At 43.5% G+C, this 18,874-nt stretch carries 18 protein-coding genes and 1 riboswitch; of the genes, 8 read left to right on the top strand and 10 right to left on the bottom strand.

The features are described from left to right. Positions 1-3 precede the first annotated feature (3 nt). From QQL60_RS02545 to hmpA, 9 genes are all read right to left on the bottom strand, one after another. A complete protein-coding gene (locus QQL60_RS02545) occupies positions 4-342 on the bottom strand; it encodes a thioredoxin family protein (RefSeq protein ID WP_284722305.1) in 339 nt (112 codons plus the stop codon). 181 nt (positions 343-523) lie between these two features. After that, positions 524-1,063, bottom strand: a complete 540-nt coding sequence (locus QQL60_RS02540) for a hypothetical protein (RefSeq protein WP_284722304.1) — start codon at positions 1,061-1,063, stop codon at positions 524-526. Between the two features lie 17 nt (positions 1,064-1,080). Continuing rightward, a riboswitch (cyclic di-GMP riboswitch) is annotated at positions 1,081-1,167 on the bottom strand. A gap of 159 nt (positions 1,168-1,326) precedes the next feature. Next, entirely contained in the window at positions 1,327-1,554 is a 228-nt protein-coding gene (locus tag QQL60_RS02535; protein WP_284722303.1) for a hypothetical protein, read from the bottom strand. A 5-nt stretch (positions 1,555-1,559) separates the two neighbouring features. Further along, the gene (locus tag QQL60_RS02530) at positions 1,560-2,165 is read right to left on the bottom strand and encodes a hypothetical protein (protein WP_284722302.1); all 606 of its coding nucleotides are present in this window, start codon (positions 2,163-2,165) and stop codon (positions 1,560-1,562) included. A 170-nt stretch (positions 2,166-2,335) separates the two neighbouring features. After that, positions 2,336-2,701 carry a hypothetical protein gene (locus QQL60_RS02525; protein WP_284722301.1) on the bottom strand — a complete coding sequence of 122 codons (366 nt, stop codon included), beginning with the start codon at positions 2,699-2,701 and terminating at the stop codon, positions 2,336-2,338. Positions 2,702-2,798: 97 nt separating this feature from the next. After that, on the bottom strand, positions 2,799-3,176 hold the full coding sequence (locus tag QQL60_RS02520; RefSeq protein ID WP_284722300.1) for a hypothetical protein: 378 nt from the start codon (positions 3,174-3,176) through the stop codon (positions 2,799-2,801). Between the two features lie 304 nt (positions 3,177-3,480). Then, the gene (locus QQL60_RS02515; RefSeq protein ID WP_007145641.1) at positions 3,481-4,440 is read right to left on the bottom strand and encodes an HPP family protein; all 960 of its coding nucleotides are present in this window, start codon (positions 4,438-4,440) and stop codon (positions 3,481-3,483) included. A gap of 81 nt (positions 4,441-4,521) precedes the next feature. After that, a complete protein-coding gene (locus tag QQL60_RS02510) occupies positions 4,522-5,706 on the bottom strand; it encodes an NnrS family protein (protein WP_007145642.1) in 1,185 nt (394 codons plus the stop codon). A 57-nt stretch (positions 5,707-5,763) separates the two neighbouring features. Beyond that, positions 5,764-6,960 (bottom strand): NO-inducible flavohemoprotein, encoded by a 1,197-nt coding sequence (gene hmpA / locus QQL60_RS02505; protein ID WP_284722299.1) that lies wholly within the window; start codon positions 6,958-6,960, stop codon positions 5,764-5,766. Between the two features lie 188 nt (positions 6,961-7,148). Here hmpA and norR point away from each other — a divergent pair, with 188 nt between their 5' ends. From norR to dbpA, 8 genes are all read left to right on the top strand, one after another. Then, the gene (gene norR, locus QQL60_RS02500) at positions 7,149-8,729 is read left to right on the top strand and encodes a nitric oxide reductase transcriptional regulator NorR (protein ID WP_284722298.1); all 1,581 of its coding nucleotides are present in this window, start codon (positions 7,149-7,151) and stop codon (positions 8,727-8,729) included. A gap of 290 nt (positions 8,730-9,019) precedes the next feature. Beyond that, complete coding sequence (locus tag QQL60_RS02495; RefSeq protein ID WP_284722297.1) at positions 9,020-10,996, top strand: acyltransferase family protein; 1,977 nt, start codon at positions 9,020-9,022, stop codon at positions 10,994-10,996. A 1,152-nt stretch (positions 10,997-12,148) separates the two neighbouring features. Next, a complete protein-coding gene (locus QQL60_RS02490) occupies positions 12,149-12,937 on the top strand; it encodes a TOBE domain-containing protein (protein WP_284722296.1) in 789 nt (262 codons plus the stop codon). A 15-nt stretch (positions 12,938-12,952) separates the two neighbouring features. Beyond that, complete coding sequence (gene modA / locus QQL60_RS02485) at positions 12,953-13,708, top strand: molybdate ABC transporter substrate-binding protein (protein WP_284722295.1); 756 nt, start codon at positions 12,953-12,955, stop codon at positions 13,706-13,708. A gap of 22 nt (positions 13,709-13,730) precedes the next feature. Next, positions 13,731-14,408 carry a molybdate ABC transporter permease subunit gene (modB, locus tag QQL60_RS02480; RefSeq protein WP_284722294.1) on the top strand — a complete coding sequence of 226 codons (678 nt, stop codon included), beginning with the start codon at positions 13,731-13,733 and terminating at the stop codon, positions 14,406-14,408. Continuing rightward, complete coding sequence (gene modC / locus QQL60_RS02475; protein ID WP_284722293.1) at positions 14,405-15,481, top strand: molybdenum ABC transporter ATP-binding protein; 1,077 nt, start codon at positions 14,405-14,407, stop codon at positions 15,479-15,481. The genes modB and modC overlap by 4 nt, the downstream gene beginning before the upstream one ends. Positions 15,482-15,666: 185 nt before the next feature. Next, positions 15,667-16,581 carry an ADP-ribosyl-[dinitrogen reductase] hydrolase gene (gene draG / locus QQL60_RS02470; protein ID WP_284722292.1) on the top strand — a complete coding sequence of 305 codons (915 nt, stop codon included), beginning with the start codon at positions 15,667-15,669 and terminating at the stop codon, positions 16,579-16,581. A 209-nt stretch (positions 16,582-16,790) separates the two neighbouring features. After that, positions 16,791-18,173 carry an ATP-dependent RNA helicase DbpA gene (gene dbpA, locus QQL60_RS02465; RefSeq protein ID WP_284722291.1) on the top strand — a complete coding sequence of 461 codons (1,383 nt, stop codon included), beginning with the start codon at positions 16,791-16,793 and terminating at the stop codon, positions 18,171-18,173. An 11-nt stretch (positions 18,174-18,184) separates the two neighbouring features. On the opposite strand, the gene QQL60_RS02460 is transcribed toward dbpA, so the two are convergent. Further along, positions 18,185-18,859, bottom strand: a complete 675-nt coding sequence (locus QQL60_RS02460; RefSeq protein ID WP_284722290.1) for a class I SAM-dependent methyltransferase — start codon at positions 18,857-18,859, stop codon at positions 18,185-18,187. Positions 18,860-18,874: the final 15 nt, after the last annotated feature.

The following is an 18,874-nucleotide window of genomic DNA, read 5'->3' as shown; positions in this document are numbered from 1 at the left end:
ACATCAGTTGCGTTTTGACATTAAGTCACGAACCTCGTCAGCACGTAATGGCCGCACCAAGCGGCCTACTTCCTGACCATCATGCAGTAGTATCAATGTTGGCCACAGCTTAACCTTAAACCCACGGCCCAGTCGTTTGCCCTTGCCGTCATAGATTTTGATATGGCTCAGATCCGCATGCTCATTAACGACTTCAGTTATGGCCGCACTTGCTGCCTGACAATGTCCACACCAGGGCGCACCAAACTCAAGTAATACCTTTCCTGGCAATTCGCTTGTTTGTTCAAAGGTTAATGTTTCTTCTGCATAGCCTGAGTTGGCATCGGGCTGATCCATGTTCATATAATTAACTCTTGGGGGTGAATGACGATCATCTCTACACCAACGTCGTGAATATTATTCTCTAGACTTTAAAGTAAACGGCTCATTTGCCATATCATCTTGCCATATATTTCAATCAGGCAATAAAAAAGCCGTAATGAACTTAATCATTACGGCTTTTATCGGTTTAACAGTTTGTGTATTAAGCGACTGTTTTTTGAGCTTTACGACGTAAGCCCATGAAACCTAATAATGCAGGAGCAAATAAGAACGCTGCAGCAGGAACTGGCACAGCTGACACGTTTAATGACATGCCGCCGATGTTGTCACCGTAATTACTGTCATTGATGAAGAACTGAACTGTGGCATCTGATAACAGTGTAAATGTTGCACCAAGCGCATTCAGCAGTGCTAAATCCGCTGTCTTATATCTATTAGTATCACTAGTGATGATGTTAGTGGTACCAGACGGTGTAGTGAATGAGTAGTTGTTAACCCAGCCTTTAGAACAACCTGTACCATCAGCACTACAACCTTGAACTTTACCCCAAGCATTCCACGCTGTGTATGTATCATCTTTGAATGGGCTTATTGAATAAGTACCTGCTTTCAGGTTTAGCTCAACAGCATTTGAACTAGTATTAGTTTTTGCATCAAGGTGGACAGTTGCTGCATTAGCAGTCAACGGCGCCATGATTAATAATCCAAGTGCAATTAATAGATTTTTGCTAAATAACTTCATTACATAAGCCTTTGTTGTTGTGCAACCCAGCCATCTTTATCCACTACTCATAAAGACCTGAAGCTTTCCGTACTTGGCTCACACCAAGGTTGGCTTTATTGATGAATCAATTTATTACAGGTATAGAATAAATCGCTTTTATATCTCAAACAATTGTACCTTGGTACTAGAAAGCACAGACAAACGTCGGTTTTGGCGATTTACGGCATTAAGATTGCCCCATCGACATCAATCTGAACGGGCAAAGCTGGTCAGGAATACAACTATGTATCAAGTAGATAAATCAAACTCAGCACGACAATAACGTAGCAAGCTAAAGTGAAAAATGACCAAAACCAGAGAGCGAGTAGTCCCGACTTTTCCTCACCATAAGAGAGATTCTCAATAAAGATGGCTTCTTGCATCCGCCTGGCAATGAAGTGCATCGCCACCACAGCAAACAAAAACTGAATCAACGCTGGCACCCAACTCAGAACCGTCGCGCTTATCACTATTACTATCCATTATTCTCACGTGGGTGGAGCTCTGACTCTATCCACTGCGCGACTTCTTGTTTGTCTTTACGCTTTACCATCTGCCTCGTGTTGATGTCTTTTGGATAAACGCAAGTGCCGGTATTGTGCTTCAACACAAATGCGCGCTTCGCCCCAACAGGGTGTTTACTTGGCGCATGAATTACCGCCGCTCTTAACTCCAGGCACTCAACGTCTTCCAGTGAAGCGTTTAAACCTATTTCATTTTGAGTCTTTTGAATAATGTCTTGAAACGTACCCAAAATCAGATAACCGCCATTCAGCAATGGTCCTTGACGCAATGTTTGCTGCACATCCTGCTCGGTCACATTAATACGTTCAAACTCCGTCACAGCAAGCTTATGCTCTTCCCCGGACGTCATTTTTATCACGGCTTGTACGCACACCACATGAACAGGTCGCTCCCCCATATTCACTAATAAACATAAAGCATCGGGGTTTTCATTTTGAGCATGGTGAAAAATAAGATATGGCCGATTATTACGGCGATATTGACTAAGAATTAACTGTAGATAGACAAGCCAGATAATGGCCATAACAGCAGAGCTGACGGGACCAATATAATCCATAAACTCTCCTCCTCAGTGGGAAATTGATGTTTAGACGAGTACAGACTGAGAACTCAGTGATGAGTTTCATTTAGTAAATTGATGAGGTGTATGAGTCAGTAACGAATTGCAAGAAATCAAGAAGGTCCGATTTTTACACTGACCCTAAATATCAGGTTTTGTAGACCTTGTTATCTAGCAACTAGATTAAAAACAGCCATTAACGTCAGAGCTAAGAATAAGTGAGCAAAAACGTACACGCCAAAAGGTATAGCTATTGCTTGCCAGTTTTTTAGAGTTAGATATTTAGGAATGATAAGAGCAAACGCCACTGCAGTAATTACAGTTGCCCAGCCACTAAGAATTGGAATGGTAAGCGCCAGTGATACACGTATGAAAAGCAAAAGACCGGTAAACAGTAATGATAGAAAAACACTTCTTTTTAGCAGTTCTTCTTTTACATTAAGTAAACGTAAGACAACATAAAATCCGACTATTGAGTATGGAAATAGTGAAATTGTAGCTATTAACAATTGTTTGTGTGATAGAACATCCATATTCTTTTATACCCAACGATCTGGTTAAGTAGCGACGCACTTATTGCGTCGTCTCAAGTGAGCGTAACGAACGTACTTGAAGCGCTTGTTAAAAATTTCATTTGTGACCACCAATAGCAAAATGGTTGAGAAGTGAAAAATACCCACCGATAAAAAAGCAAAACAGAACGGTGATAACTGCTAATACAACAGAAATAACGACTTTATATTCATTTCCCTTTAACCAGAAGAAATAATTTAAACAGAAACAGCCAAATGCAATTACTAGTAAGTAATATGAGGAAGCCATCAAAAGGTTAATTGGAAATCTCAAGTTATCAGTCGGTATAACGACATACATTATTCTAGCAATAGTTGCCGGAAGAAAACTTACCAGCATTACAAATAAAGTATTCCAGTAGTATGGATTCATATTTTTAAGAGCGTCTTTTATGAAGCCTCTGGCTTCATAATAAATATAAAGAAGTCGCTTCATAATTCCGTTTTAAGCTCTCCAAGCATTTGATTAAAAAAGAAACGATGATTAATTTTTTGAGAAATAGAGCCAGAAAGTTGAAATGGGTTGGAAAAATAGAGCCAAATCTTTATTCACTTGGAAATGAGTATGTCTCAGATAAAAAGCGATGTTCATATTGAAATATCCATTTCTGTGTTCATTTAAGTCCTTTACGAACTATTCTAGTAGCCGCAATGCAATCTATTGATATTAGGTCAATATTCCATAGTTTTAATTGTTGAGCAACATTCAGAAGGATCGAGTGATAAATATGTGATGTTCGCTAGCTCAATCTCAACCAGCGGCCATTTTGTTCGTAGACTTCAAATTTGGCCCATTGACGGAAGGCTTCGCGTTCTAGCATTCCAGTGTTGTATAGGTCATTACCGGCTACGTTTTTGTAGATAACCACATCATTTTTACTGCCTTCTTTGCCTTCATCTATCACGCGGCGAACAGCCCATGTGTGACCAATTTTGCCATTGCTGTAGAACTTGCCTGTGCTGATTTTTTCTGGATGCTCGATATGCAGTAAGGCATTTTGTTTGGCTTTTTCGAGGAGTTCACTTAAGCCTTCTTCGGTTAAATCCACAAAGGAATCCATCTCGCGAATAGCGGCATTAAAGTCTTCGGTAGTCAGAGCAACGTCTTCCGATGGTAAATTTACATGAGTAGCTTCTTTAGTCTGCCTGGATAAATGGACTGGGTAGCGTCGCCAGTGAAATAAGGCATTAAAGATAATCGCCACCATGAGGATAGCGATGACATTCACCAACACAGGGAAGAGCAAATAGCTGTAGCCCAGTTGTGTAATACCAGCCCCGCCCATAACAGCATTTAAAGCAGTGGCACCACCTGGTGGATGTATGCAACGGGTGTAATACATCAGCCCCACCGCCAAACCCACGGCAATAGCGGCTGCGAGTGGCGTGGCACCAAGAAGATATTGGCAGGTCACACCCACGGCGGCAGAGATTAGATGACCTGCAATCACTTGCCATGGTTGTGATAAGGCACCATGAGGGACAGCAAACACCAATACGGCAGTGGCACCAAAAGAGGCAATAATCAATAACTCTGAACCCGCACTGATTGCAATATGCTGTGACAGCCATTTTGTCATCAGAATGGTCACTAGAATACCGACCATCGCCCCGAATGCTGAGATCACTTTTTCACTATGGCTGGTTCTGTTTTTCTCAATCCCCAGCCATAGCATAAGTCGTTTTAAAGCATGCTTCATAAATTAAAATCACGGGATACAAAATAGGCATAAATTATACCTATTTAAATCATCCTCATATAGCAACAGGTTTTATCGAGCTCACCCCTTTCTCTCGGCGAATAAAATGGGCGTGTATTGATACAGAAAAATACTGTATGCCAACACCCATAGCAGAATACTGAGCCATAGACTCAATAAACTGGCTGAAAAGATGGTAAACATCAGTGTTCTCACTAAGCCGGCTATCAACACGCAGATGAAAGCGATTTTAATCTTTGAAGACGCGATAATGGGTCTGCCAGTATGACCGAGTGAGACTCGTGACATCATGCTTAAAATAAGTCCGCCCATGCCGCCGACCGTTAACGTATGTAGGGCATCATTCATGCTGATATCACCACCTGCATAATGATAGGCCAGCAGACTAAACCCAAGAGGAATACACCAGTAACTCAAGTGTAATGACCATAATAACGGGTGAGATAAGGTAGTAAAAAACCGCCAGCAAGCACACCTTATTGCAGTGAGACATGCTGATATCACTAGCATTACGGCCAGAACACCAGCCGGTATCCACGTTTGTAATTGCAGGAAAAACACCGCCACAATTAACCAGACAGAAAACAGCGCTGTCCTGTCCAGCCATATCCAACGAGGTCTGGCTGGAATCTGCGTGGTGTTAGCCGTAAACATCGGAATAATACGGCCACCAATGACTGCCATCATCAGCGTAATCAGAAATACGGCTGAATAAAGACTGTTGCTTGCCGTTTCAAACTGCTGCAACTGATTGGATAGATGGAAATTAATATTAGTAAAAATCAGTAGCAGCAACACTAGGACTGCAAAGTAATTACGCGTTTGTTTCTTTTGATAAATCAATTTGGCTAAGAAAATAGCTGCATAAATAAAAAAACTGCTATCCAGCAATAGCACTAACCAGGATGGCAAGCTAACTGCTGGCCACATCGCAATACGGCCTACAAGCCAACAACCGACTAATAAAGCACATTGCTTACCATAAATGGAGCGTAAACCTGTCCAGGTTTGGACGGCCGTTAATAAAAAGCCAACCAACACCGCACCGACAAAACCAAACATCATTTCATGACCATGCCAGAGTGTGGCCGGCAATGCATTACTCGGATTTACCCAACCATTCCATACACCTCCCCAATAAAGCAGAGCGATGATGCCAAACAGACTAGCCAATAAAAATAAAGGCCTGAAAGCGAGATCGAACACAGGCTGTGAAAAAAACGCACGGCAGGATTTTATAGGCATAAACAGATACCAAAAGATAAAACAGCGAGCCCTTTCGGGCTCAGCTGTTGGGTGAGGTTAAATAATCTCGTCATGTGGGCCGAATGTTTCAAAATGAATACGCTCAGAAGGCACACCATTCACATGCAGTTGCAAGCGTACAAAGCGCATAAACTCCAGTGGGCCGCACAGATACACATCGACATTATTGAAATCGACTTTGTCTCTGAGCAGGTTGATATCCATCAAGCCTAAATTGATATCATCTGACACATGGGTTTCTTCGCTATACCAATAAAACTCATGCAGATTAGGCCGCGTCATTTTCAACGCCGCCAAACGCTGCTTAAATGAATGTTGCTGAGCGTTTTTGCAGGTATGTAAAAAGAAAATATCGTGCTGATAAGCTTCATCACTAACTAATGTCTCCAGCATAGACATCATTGGCGTTAAGCCAACTCCGCCAGAAATCAACATCACCGGTCTGCTGGGTTGGGTTAAAAAGAAAGCGCCCGCCGGTGGCATTAATTCAACTGTGTCCCCCACTTCCACCTCATCATGCAGATGATTAGACACCATACCTTTTATAGGAGAACGCTCACGCTTCACACTAATGCGGTAATGATCAGGATGATATTTATCTGAGAGTGAATATTGGCGAATCTCAACATGCTCGGCATTATCAGGTTTCACCCTGACAGCAATATACTGGCCCGGCTGATACTGTCTTATCGGCTGTCCATCCACCGGTTCAAAAATAAAACTGGTCACTAACTCAGACTCTTTGTTTTTGTCTTTGACTCGAAACGCTCTAGCCCCGGTCCAACCGCCCTGCTCTTCTCTGCTACTTTGATAAAGTGCTTTTTCACGGTCGATTAATACCGTTGCCAATAACTGATAGGCTTTTATCCAGGCCTCAGCCACATCGTCGGTGAACTCATCCGGTGCTAACTCTCGTAAGGTTTCAATCAGATGATGACCGACTATCTGATATTGCTCAGGCTGAATATCAAAGCTGGTGTGTTTCTGTGCGATGCGCTCGACCAACTCGCCCAGCTCACCCAGGTTATCAATGTATTTAGCATAAGACGCCACAGCGCTAAACAAAGCAAATTGCTGACGACCGCTTTTTTGATTGCTCAGATTAAAGATATCTTTTAACTCTGGATTGGCGGTAAACATACGCTGATAAAAATGATCAGTGACGGCTGTGCCCGCCCCTTCCAGTAAGGGAATGGTGCTTTTAACGATTTGAATAGTTTGTGTATCTAACATGTTGTCCTCGCTGTGCTGTTTTATGTATTGCTACTCACACATTGCAGAAGCTATGCCAGATAAACCTGCTTATATAATTCAATCACTTAGTCAGATATAATTTATCAAACGTGTCTTTATGACCCACACCAAACTAAGTCATATTGACCTACTCATGTTTTTATAACCTAATTAAAATGAACAGCACAATGTCATTAAACAGCCATCACCTTTTAGTGGAAGTCGCCCTCGATTTAGCCAACAGTTTGAATACTGGGGATCGGTTTGACCGTCTTTTAGGCTCGATACGAAAAGCCATTGCCTGTGACGCGGTGGTGTTACTCGGCTTTCGTGATGGCATGCTGACGCCGCTAGCCATGCAGGGATTATCGTCAGACGTATTAGGCAGGCGCTTTTTACTTGCAGAACACCCACGACTTCAACATATCTGTGAGTCAAACAAACCACTGTTATTTGCTAACGACTGTGATTTACCCGATCCCTATGATGGTTTGCTGGTGTCTCAGTTAGGTAACTTACCCATTCATTCCTGTATGGGCTTCCCCCTGTATTCAGATAATCAGCTTATTGGTGTTGTCACTTTAGATAGCTTTAAGCCGCATGCTTTTGATGATATTGAATTAAAAACGCTGGAATTAATCACGGCCTTATCCGCTGCTACCTTAAAAACAGCCTTGGAGTTCAAGAAGCTAGAACTCAGCGCCCATCATGCTCAAGAAGTCGTCAAAGAGTTAACCCAGGAAGCCTTATTAAAAGACGGCGGAGAGATTATTGGGCAAAGCCCAGTCATGCAAACGCTGAAAAATAATATCGAACTGGTATCTGGCTCCAATTTCACCGTACTGATTACCGGGGAAACCGGCGTCGGCAAAGAGCTGGTTGCCAGGAAAATACATCAAATTTCAGATCGTAAAACGGCACCACTGGTGTATTTGAACTGTGCTTCCCTGCCAGAATCATTGGTTGAAAGTGAATTATTTGGACACACCAAAGGCGCCTTTACTGGTGCAGATAAAGCACGTGCTGGTAAGTTTCAGCTAGCAAATGGCGGCACCTTATTTCTGGATGAGGTGGGTGAGTTACCGCTCAGCACACAGAGCAAATTATTACGGGTATTGCAGTCGGGCGAGATTCAACCTGTTGGTCAAGATAAGGTCGAACATGTGGATGTACGGATTATTGCTGCCACTAATAGAAATCTGGAAAAAGAAGTCGAGAATGAACAATTCCGTTCGGATCTTTATCATCGTCTGGCGGTGTATCCCATTCATCTGCCTAGTCTGAAAGATCGTGGAGAAGACGTGTTGCTTTTGGCCGGATATTTTCTAGAGCGTATCAGCCGTCAGTTGAATATCCGCCAGCTTCGATTAACGTCAGAAGCCAACTCCAGCCTGCTCAATTATTCCTGGCCAGGCAATGTACGTGAACTCGAGCATGTGATCAGCCGAGCAGCGTTAAGAGCGAAAGCCAGTTCACCTCATCAGGCCATAGTGTCACTCACATCAGAATTGCTTGAAATTACAGCTGATAAACCAGTAGGCAACTTATCTGAGCTGGATACTAACCCAGCTCACAGCCTGCCCAATATGAGTTTAAAATCAGCGACCGAAGCCTTTCAAAAAAGAATCATCGCCCAAGCATTACAACAAGCCGATGGTAACTGGGCACATGCGGCAAAACAGTTGCAGATGGATCGCTCAAACCTTATCCGCATGGCTAAGCGGCTTAACATCACCGTTCAAAAAAATACGCAGATCACTTTCAACTGAAGCACTGAAAATCAAACACTCTCAAACTATTGATTTTCAGAACTTAGATCAAGTTGTCTGCCCCCTTGATTCTGGGTTCTGTGATGATGCGTCTGACATTGAAATGCCTATCAGTGCACTTAATCTTAATAATGTTGCTATAGCAGATCGTAATTGCTAGATTAGGGCTGCCCCAAAGGGAGCCCAATATTCGACTGTAGGAGTTGAAAATCTCGTTGGGAAATATCCAGGCCAAACATTTGGTATCGAGATATTTCAGAATTGACCAGAAAATAAGGAATCACATATCCATGTCGCTGCAATACCGCCCTGATATCGACGGCTTGCGATTCGTCGCTGTTATGCCTGTTGTTCTATATCATGCGGGGCTGTCATTTCCCGGTGGGTTCATTGGGGTAGACATTTTCTTTGTTATATCCGGGTATCTTTTATCCCGTATCGTGATGGATGAGATCCAATCAGGTACTTTCAGCTTTGCGCGATTCTATGAGCGCCGTTTTCGGCGACTGATGCCAGCACTGTTCACAATGCTTGCGATACTGTTTTTTATCTACTCATTTTCTATGCTGCCCGATGACTTTATGGCATTTGCAAAAAGTGCTATTGCCAATGTTCTGATGGTATCTAACTTCTGGTTCTACAATACGATCGACTATTTCAGCCAGTCCGCAGCATTAATGCCTCTACTGCATACTTGGTCGTTAGCGATTGAGGAACAGTTTTATCTGGTTTTGCCGATCTTCTTAATTATCGCTAGTCGTCTTGTTGGATGGAAGACGTTGAAAATCTTGATGGTAGTGGGTTGTGCCATCTCTTTTGGACTATGCATTTATTACACCTTTACTTATCAACCGAAGGGGTTTTATATGCCTTACACGCGTGCATGGGAACTTATCGCCGGTGCTCTACTGCATTTCATTCCTTGGTTTCCCCGAAAACGCGCTGTTTTACAGACTCTATCAGTTGTCGCTCTTACTTCACTAGTTATTATGGTGTTCATCATGGAGGAGAGTGCTGGTTTTCCTGGTTTCATCGCGTTGGCTCCAGTGCTCGCAACATTATTGCTGTTGCATACTGGTGCACAGGACCAGAGTTTAGCTACTGTGCGGCTATTAAGCACATCCCCTCTAGTTTTCGTTGGAAAGATTTCATACTCACTTTACCTCTGGCACTGGCCAGTCATGGTTTTTTTAAACTATGGAGACTTGGCTAATCATCAGCCGCTGAACAGGATTCTCGCAGTGGTCGTATCCTTCGTTCTTGCAACTCTCAGTTGGCGTTATGTTGAACAGCCATTCCGCCGCAAAAAACTGCTGCCAACTACCAAGGGATGTATAGTGGGAACCGTGAGCGCGATGGGAGTTGCGGTTTCCATCTGTATAGCGATCATCATAGCTCAGGGATTTCCACAGCGCGTACCGAAACAAATACTTGCTCTTATCGATCCAACTCCTTTTGCTACTCCAAGGGAGGATTGTTTCCCGAATTATAAATCTGCCATAACCGCAGCCCCCTGTTTTCAAGGGCACAAGGATATTTCCCCAACCTTCATTCTTATCGGGGACAGCCATGCATTTGCTCTTAGTCCTGCTCTGTTCTCCGCTGCAGAGGAAGTTAACCTATCTGGTTTACAATATACCTCTCCCGGCTTTTTCTTTGGTCTTGGTAGGGAGATGATTGGAAAGCAAGTTGATGCACGTATCGAGCATGCGGAGAAAATTATTGCCGCACATTCCGATATTCGCACGATCATACTCTCTGGCGCCTGGGCAGACTATGCCACGGGAACAAATTGGAAGGGAAGGTTCTGGCTTTATCAGGATAGTAAATCCCAGGCATCTACGTCCAAAGAAAATATACCGATCTTCGAGCGAGCTCTGGGTCGGCTATTCAAGAAGTATCCAAAGCATAGATTTATTGTTCTGGATGACGTTCCTGCTGGTAGTCAACTCGACTTGCAACATTTGGCACGAAGTGCTTTTTGGCAACAACAGACAACTGACTTCAGTGCATATCTTCCCGAATCGGAAGTCCAGAAGCGCCGTAACTCCTATGAACCTGTTTTGATCAAGCTAGCACAAAGTCTTGATAATGTGACATACGTCCCTGTTTTTAAGGATTTTTGCAGTGCGGGCCCATGCCCTCTTTTCGAAGAAAGTGTTCCGATTTATCGTGATGGAGACCACCTCAGCCGTCAAGGAGCAATGATGCAGAAACCAGCTTTTGCAAAGATGGTGATACCTTCTCTAAAAAGTGATCATCATTGATACCGCAGGCTGCGGGTGAACAGGTAACAACGAATTTGAAGAACTACTAGACCAAAGGGCGATGCCACCTTTGTTTGTAATTTTTTTACATGCCACAGCCTGAGCTAATGCCAACCTGACTTGATTCATTTTACTAAGCCCGTGATGCGTAACAGCTTTTCACGAAAGTCACTATCCATCTTACTTCCGGTTAATTTCATTACTCTAAGCCTCACCAAACATAACACTCCGCTAACGGGCCGGAGCTTTGTTGATTGATTTTGTGCTATTAAAGCATAAAATTAAGTGACTAGGCGGAGGCCCAAACAGCTTTAGCTTCTGACGTTGAGTTGCATGTTAGTATACTTGGCACAACACTAGAAAGAGTGAATTGCCATTAGAAACTGCTGAACCACTAAAGCCTGCTATGCACCCCGGCGATAATCGCCGTGCTGCCGCTTTGCACTAACGCCCAGAAGCGCGACAGCCCATAAAGTAGTCGCTGCTCGACTCCAGACTAACTATTTTTAGCAAAAGAATAAGGACGGTAAAACTGGAAATGACCACCATCCTTGTGACTACGATTTGGCACCCCGCTCAATCAGAGCGCCGGTTTAAAACTTCAATTTTAAAGAGTATTACTAAGAGTGTCTTTTATGAAGCATGTGGCTTCGCAATAAATATTAAAAAATCGCTTCATAATTCCGGCTTAATACTTCCAATCCTTTGATTATTAATAAAAATGCGATTAAATTTTTTTGAGAAATAGAGCCAAAAAGATGAAATGGCCTGTGAAAATAGAGCCATATTTTGATTATCTTGGAAATGAATATTTCTGTGGGAATAAGCGATATTCATCTTGAACTTTCCATTTCTATGTTCCTTTAAATCCTTTACGAACTGATGTTTAAATCGCAATGCAATCTATTGATATTAGGTCAATATTCCATAGTTTTAATTGTTGAGCAACATACAGAAGCATTCAATGATAAAAAGCTGATGATGTATCCATCATGATTCTCTGTACTATTGCAGATAAGCACATCATTTTTAGTTCTCTCTCCTGAACCTATTACAAATCACACAAAGCATTATTAAAGCTGAGATTGTAGAGTTGCCCATACCGATATATAGTGTTACTTACTATCGATATTTAGAGACAATAAAAACCAGATGACTGAGCAACATACAGACAACACCTCCGCTTTATTCAGTCGTGGTCGTAAATACGATCATATGGCGTTGTTGGAGCAGATTGATGTGACAGGCTCAATTCGCGCCGCAGCAACAGCATTAGGTATGACCTATAAAACCGCCTGGGATGCTGTTGAAGCTATTAATAATATGACCGACAGTGCTCTGGTAGAACGTCGCAAAGGTGGTCGTGATGGGGGTGGAGCTAAGTTGACTGATCATGGCCGTCGGCTTATCGGCACATTTCGTCGACTTGATCAGGAACGTGAGCGGGTTCTGCATCAATTAAACGAGGTCGTTGATGACTTTGATGCTTACTATCAGCTCATCAGGAGATTTGATTTGAAAACCAGTGCTCGTAATCAGTTTCTTGGCAAAGTGAAAACAATTAAACAAGGCGAGATATCTAATGAAGTCATTTTAGATATCGGTGGTGAAGATGAAATTGTTGCCAATATTACCACTGACAGTCTTGAACACTTGGCGCTAAAAGAAGGAACACAAGCCTACGCAATGATTAAGGCTTCGTGGGTGATTTTAACGTTGGACCATCAACTCAAAACCAGTGCCAGAAATAAACTCTCAGGCAGAGTGGCTCGATGTCATGAAGGTGCGATAAATACAGAAGTCATTATCGAACTCAATGGCGGCAAAACACTGGCTGCGACTATCACCAATGAAAGTGCTCATGAGCTTGGGCTCAAGCCAGATATGCAAGTCAGCGCATTAATTAAAGCTTCTAATGTGATTCTTGCTGTTGCGAACTAATTTTAAGAGAACACCATGACGACGATACAAAAACTGCTCACTACCCTATTCTTTTTATGTACCTTTTCTAGTGTTCAAGCACAAACGGTCATGGTCGCCGTGGCCGCTAATTTCACCGAACCGATGCAGGACATTGCGGCGGCCTTTGATGAAGAAACAGGTAATAAGACAGTACTCTCTTTTGCTTCATCCGGTAAGTTCTTTGCCCAGATCAAAAACGGTGCCCCGTTTGATGTGTTTCTTTCTGCTGATACGGCTAAGCCATTAGCATTGGAAGAGGCAGAGCTGAGTGTTAAAGGCAGTCGTTTTAGCTATGCGCTTGGAGGCTTGGTTTTATGGTCAACAAACGCCGATTTTATCGATAGTCAAAGTCCAGACGTATTAACAGCCGGTCAGTTTAAACATCTGTCATTAGCTAATCCCAAGCTTGCGCCTTATGGCTTAGCTGCAGTCGAGACATTAAATAATCTGGGTGTTTATGATGATGTTGCCAACAAAATCGTGATGGGAGAAAACATTGCCCAAGCTTATCAATTTGTTGCTACGCATAATGCTCAACTGGGTTTTGTGGCTTTGTCACAGGTCATGAAACAGGGCAAGTTAAGCTCGGGATCGGGTTGGATTGTGCCTAAAGATCTTTATTCACCGATTCGTCAGGATGCCGTATTACTTAAGAAAGCAAAAGATAATGATGCAGCAAAAGCATTGCTCGACTACCTGAAATCAGACAAAGCCCTGGCGATTATCGAATCCTATGGTTATTCACACTAAACACGGACTGGCATAAAACATCATGTTTAGTGACGCCAACCTCTCTGCCATCTTGCTAACGACAAAACTAGCTAGCATCGTCACCATTTTGCTGTTACTCATTAGCACACCTATCGCATGGTGGCTGGCTCGTACCCGTTGTCGTGCCAAAGTCGCTATTGAGGCATTGGTGGCGATGCCGATTGTGTTACCACCATCGGTTATCGGCTTTTATTTACTCGTCGCTATGGGACCTGAAGGTCCTGTGGGTCAACTCACTCAGGCACTAGGGCTTGGCACATTGCCTTTTACTTTTACTGGACTGGTGATTGCCTCCATTTTTTATTCTCTGCCTTTTGTCGTGCAACCGATACAGTTAGCCTTTGAAAATATTAGTGAACATTATCTGGAAGCCGCTGCCACGCTGGGTGCGAATCCACTTGATCGCTTTTTAACGATTGCCCTGCCACTAGCCCTACCCGGATTTCTGACGGGTGGAATACTGGGGTTTGCACATACGGTCGGTGAGTTTGGTGTGGTGTTAATGATTGGTGGCAATATTCCTGATGTCACTCGTGTCGTCTCAGTGCAAATTTATGACTACGTTGAGGCTTTAGAATACGACCAAGCATGGGAGCTATCGGCCATTATGATTGCGTTTTCATTTGTCACCTTGTTATTGCTGTATCTGTTTAACCCCAATAAAAGAAAAACCGCATGAGCAAGTCTGGCATTGAAACACGCTTTTATCTCGAGCATCCCGGCTTTACGCTGGATGTGGATTTGAGCATACCCGCTCAGGGTGTCACCGCTTTGTTTGGTCCATCTGGCTCAGGGAAATCCACCATTTTGCGTTGTATGGCAGGTTTGGAAAAAGCCAAGGGCAAGTTCATTTTTAATGGTGATGTCTGGCAGGATGAAAACATCTTCATACCGCCCCACCAGCGCCCTATTGCTTATGTGTTTCAGGAGTCAGCTTTATTCCCTCACCTGAGTGTGATGGCGAATTTGAATTATGCTTTCAAACGCAGAAAACAAACCAATACCGATTTTCCACTCGATAAAACCATCGACTTGTTAGGGATTGAACATTTACTTGATCGCAAACCAGCCAAACTCTCTGGCGGTGAAAAACAACGGGTCGCCATTGCCCGAAGTCTGGCAGTGAATCCAAAACTGTTATTAATGGATGAACCTTTAGCTGCACTCGATGTAGCTAGAAAACGTGAGTTTTTGCCATTTTTAGAAAAACTACATGACACCTTAAAAATGCCGGTGATTTATGTCAGTCATTCCCCAACAGAAGTCGCACGATTAGCGGATCATATCGTGTTACTAAAAGAAGGTCGGGTTGAAGCTACTGGCCCGCTGAATCACACACTGTCTCGGCTGGATTTATCTTCACAAATGGATGAGCAAGCTAGCGTCATCATTGAAGCCAGGATTGAACAACTTCAATCTGAATGGCACCTTGCTGAGGCTGCGTTTGACGGTGGCAGCATGTGGGTTAGAGATATGAATTTTGTTATCGGCAGTCAGGTACGTCTGCAAGTACTGGCTCGCGATGTCAGTCTCACCCTATCTCCTGATAAAGATTCCAGTATTGCCAATACAATCGAGGCCATCATCGAAGAAGTCGGCGCAGGTGATCATCCAGCCATCTTATTAGTGAGACTTAAGATCGGCGCTAATTTTCTCCTTTGCCGTCTTACTTCACGTTCATTTCATCATCTCGGCGTTTCTGTTGGTGATAAAGTCTGGGCGCAAATTAAATCCGCTGCCATCATCGAATAACTGCATTTCTTCTAGCTCGTTCCAGCCTTTTCCAATACATCATCTTCCATGCCTGTCATTTGAATAGAACAACAGGCATTTCATCATCTTCATGATCAGGATCAATGTCGCGATACATTCCCAGCTTTATTATTGGCGGCAGTTTTTTGGAATACCCGACAAATGGATAATAAGGCTCAATAAAGATGAATTCAGATGCAACGATAACAGCATCTTCTCTCTATGATCGTGCTTTAGGCGCTTATCTTGGTTTTGCTTGTGGTGATGCACTGGGTGCCACACTGGAATTTATGACACCAGAACAGATTCAGGCAAGCTTTGGTGTTCACAAAGATATTACCGGCGGTGGCTGGTTAAGATTACCCAAAGGTCATGTCACCGATGCCACCGAGATGACCTTGACGCTGGGCCAAGCGATTATCGACGCGCAGGGCTGGGATATCAAAACGACTGCCGACTACTTTGTTGTGTGGTTAAGCAAACATCCGACCGATATCAGCGAAGCAGTCCTTCGGGGAATTCGTCGCTATAAAAATACCGGTGAGATCATTGCTCCTTATGACGAACATGACGCTGGTAATGGCGCCTGTAGCCGAATATTACCTTTGGCTTTGATCTGTTTATATCGAGATGATGAGTTTGAACACTGGCTTTGTGAACAAAATCATTTTACTCACCACAACAGCTTATCTGACCGAGCCAGTCAGATGCTGGGATATCTGATAAAGCATTTAATTCGGCAAGAAACTGATTTGGCTGAACACACCATTTCTGAGTTCATTGAAAAAGAGCCCTTGTTTGCTTTCTCACCCTACCCTGGTCATAGCTCTGGCTATATCGTGGATACTATGCAAACCGTGCTGCATTTTTTTCATACGACCGATGGCCTGGAATCCTGTGTGATTAAGACGGTCAATATGGGCGGTGATGCCAATACGGTGGGCGCTCTCGCAGGTATGTTGGCTGGCGCAAAATATGGCGTGGATGCTATTCCCGAGCGGTGGCTGAAACAACTTGATCCGGATGTTTATCAACAGATAAAAAGTCAGACAACCACCTTACTTTCATTAGCAGAAAAACTCGCCGAACAAGATCAATAAGATCTTTCTGCTGTGACGGCGAAGTGTTATGTCGCTTTGCTAAGGTTAGCAAGGTATAATTCTTTCCCATATTCAAAGGACTACTAGCTCCCTGAGTTTATCTCTCTCCCATTAAGAAGTTCAGTCTTGATTGCGGAACAACGCTAAGTCTTATTTTCATATCCGCTGAACAGCCATCACGCATGCACGTGATTATTAATTGAGTTCCTATGTCAGATACTGCTTTTTCGTCCCTTCCCTTATCTCAGCCTCAACTGGATGCCTTAACCTCATTAGGTTATGACAGCATGACAGCCATTCAGGCAGAAACATTACCCTGGTTATTAAAAGGCCGCGATGTGGTCGCCCAGGCGAAAACCGGCAGTGGTAAAACGGCAGCGTTTGGAATCAGCGTATTAAATAGCATCAACCCACGTTTCTTTGGGGTGCAAGCGTTAATCTTAAGTCCGACCCGCGAGCTGGCAGAACAAATCACCAGTGAATTACGCAAGCTCGCGCGTTTAATGCCTAACATCAAAGTCACCACCTTATGCGGTGGTAAACCCATCGGCCCACAAATTGCGTCACTAGAACATGGCACACATATCGTCGTGGGCACGCCGGGCCGGGTAAATGACTTACATAGCAAAAACTGTTTAAAGTTAGATCAACTGAAAGTGCTGATTCTCGATGAAGCGGATCGTATGTTGGATATGGGCTTTGCTGAAGTGATTCACCACATCATTGATCAAACACCAGAATCGCGTCAGACCGCTCTGTTCTCTGCCACCTATCCTGACACGATTCAGCAGATGAGCGAATCCATCCAAAAGTCACCCGTATCAGTTAAGGTTATCTCTGAACATAAGCAAGATGTTATCGAGCAACTGTTTTTTGATATCAATAAAAATGAACGTGATCAGGCGTTAATCAAGCTGATTCAGCACTATAAACCGGCTAATGCTGTCATCTTCTGTCATACCAAAAAGCAGTGTGATGACGTGGCTCAGTGGTTGTCCAGTCAACAAATACAAGCGGCCGCTATTCATGGCGATCTTGAACAACGGGATCGTGATCAGGCACTGATTCGTTTTGCCAATAACAGTTGCCCGGTATTGGTGGCGACCGATGTTGCCGCCAGAGGTCTGGATATCGCCGCTCTGGAAATGGTCATTAACTATGAATTACCACGCGATCCGGAAGTGTATGTGCATCGTATCGGCCGAACTGGTCGTGCTGGTGAAAAAGGCATGGCGATAAGTATCGTCACACCAGCCGACGCGCCTCGGGTTGTTGCCATTGAAAACTATGTCTCCGAGCCAGTTCATTATGGCAATTTATCCAAGCTAAAGACCGATTCAGGTTTCACGCTGCAAGGCAAGATGACCACCATCCAGCTGGATAGTGGTCGTAAAAATAAAATACGCCCTGGTGATATTTTAGGTGCCTTAACTGGCGATGCGGGTTTAAACGGTCAGCAAATAGGCAAGATTGATATTCGCGATATGTCCAGCTACGTGGCCGTTGAACACAGTGCCCTCAGGCAAGCCATGAATTACTTAGCCAAAGGCAAAGTGAAGGGCCGATCTGTTCGAGCGAGACAAATTCGTTAACTGATTGCTTGTTATCGCTTTTCGAGCACGTAAGTACGCCACATCGCATATTTGGGTAAAAAGTCGATGGCCGCTTTTACTTCAAACCCACTTTGACGGAACTCATTTTCTATGGTGTGCTGATTAATCACAAAACGGTTTTGGTACTCTCTTGCGTGGCGTTTTTTCTCCAGCTTTTTACGACGCCAAGCTTTAAAGTTACCATCCACCCATAACGAAATAATCACGGTTTTTTGCGTTACCCGATGAAACTCTTTCAGCAGTGTTAAGCGATCTTGTGCATCACCAATATGGTGAATAAGACGAATACAGAAAATATTTTCTACAAAATTATCTGGTACATCCAGGCTGAACGCCGACGCCTGAAAGGCTTCTACCCGTTGTGTTATTGCCTTGTCACGATACCGCATGCCAGTGTTTATCATGTCCTGGCTATAATCACTGGCAAAGATCTGGCGTTGTGGATTTTCACATAATAAAGACCAGAATCGACCTGTACCACATGGCACATCTAATACCGTTTTTGGGTCACCCGCGAGCTTAAGTGCTTGTCTGGCCACTTGATGATCACGCCAGTTAGATAATTGACGCCATAAGCCATCCTGATGTTTTTCAAAATAAGCTTTCGCATGTGTATCATCATATTTATCTGAAAACTCAAGCGTTGTTTTAATATCTGTGGTCATCTCATCACCTACTTT

The organism is Methylophaga thalassica, from assembly GCF_030159795.1.
Taxonomy (GTDB): Bacteria; Pseudomonadota; Gammaproteobacteria; order Nitrosococcales; family Methylophagaceae; genus Methylophaga; species Methylophaga thalassica.
This window is presented reverse-complemented; position numbering and strand designations above follow the sequence as displayed.

Coding starts and splice junctions, on each gene's coding strand:
- modB (WP_284722294.1), top strand. CDS start 13,731: ATGTTTAGTGACGCCAACCTCTCTGCCATCTTGCTAACGACAAAACTA.
- QQL60_RS02525 (WP_284722301.1), bottom strand. CDS start 2,701: ATGGATGTTCTATCACACAAACAATTGTTAATAGCTACAATTTCACTA.
- draG (WP_284722292.1), top strand. CDS start 15,667: ATGAATTCAGATGCAACGATAACAGCATCTTCTCTCTATGATCGTGCT.
- norR (WP_284722298.1), top strand. CDS start 7,149: ATGTCATTAAACAGCCATCACCTTTTAGTGGAAGTCGCCCTCGATTTA.
- QQL60_RS02515 (WP_007145641.1), bottom strand. CDS start 4,440: ATGAAGCATGCTTTAAAACGACTTATGCTATGGCTGGGGATTGAGAAA.
- QQL60_RS02530 (WP_284722302.1), bottom strand. CDS start 2,165: ATGGATTATATTGGTCCCGTCAGCTCTGCTGTTATGGCCATTATCTGG.
- QQL60_RS02510 (WP_007145642.1), bottom strand. CDS start 5,706: ATGCCTATAAAATCCTGCCGTGCGTTTTTTTCACAGCCTGTGTTCGAT.
- modC (WP_284722293.1), top strand. CDS start 14,405: ATGAGCAAGTCTGGCATTGAAACACGCTTTTATCTCGAGCATCCCGGC.
- QQL60_RS02540 (WP_284722304.1), bottom strand. CDS start 1,063: ATGAAGTTATTTAGCAAAAATCTATTAATTGCACTTGGATTATTAATC.
- QQL60_RS02460 (WP_284722290.1), bottom strand. CDS start 18,859: ATGACCACAGATATTAAAACAACGCTTGAGTTTTCAGATAAATATGAT.
- QQL60_RS02490 (WP_284722296.1), top strand. CDS start 12,149: ATGACTGAGCAACATACAGACAACACCTCCGCTTTATTCAGTCGTGGT.
- dbpA (WP_284722291.1), top strand. CDS start 16,791: ATGTCAGATACTGCTTTTTCGTCCCTTCCCTTATCTCAGCCTCAACTG.
- QQL60_RS02495 (WP_284722297.1), top strand. CDS start 9,020: ATGTCGCTGCAATACCGCCCTGATATCGACGGCTTGCGATTCGTCGCT.
- QQL60_RS02520 (WP_284722300.1), bottom strand. CDS start 3,176: ATGAAGCGACTTCTTTATATTTATTATGAAGCCAGAGGCTTCATAAAA.
- hmpA (WP_284722299.1), bottom strand. CDS start 6,960: ATGTTAGATACACAAACTATTCAAATCGTTAAAAGCACCATTCCCTTA.
- modA (WP_284722295.1), top strand. CDS start 12,953: ATGACGACGATACAAAAACTGCTCACTACCCTATTCTTTTTATGTACC.
- QQL60_RS02545 (WP_284722305.1), bottom strand. CDS start 342: ATGAACATGGATCAGCCCGATGCCAACTCAGGCTATGCAGAAGAAACA.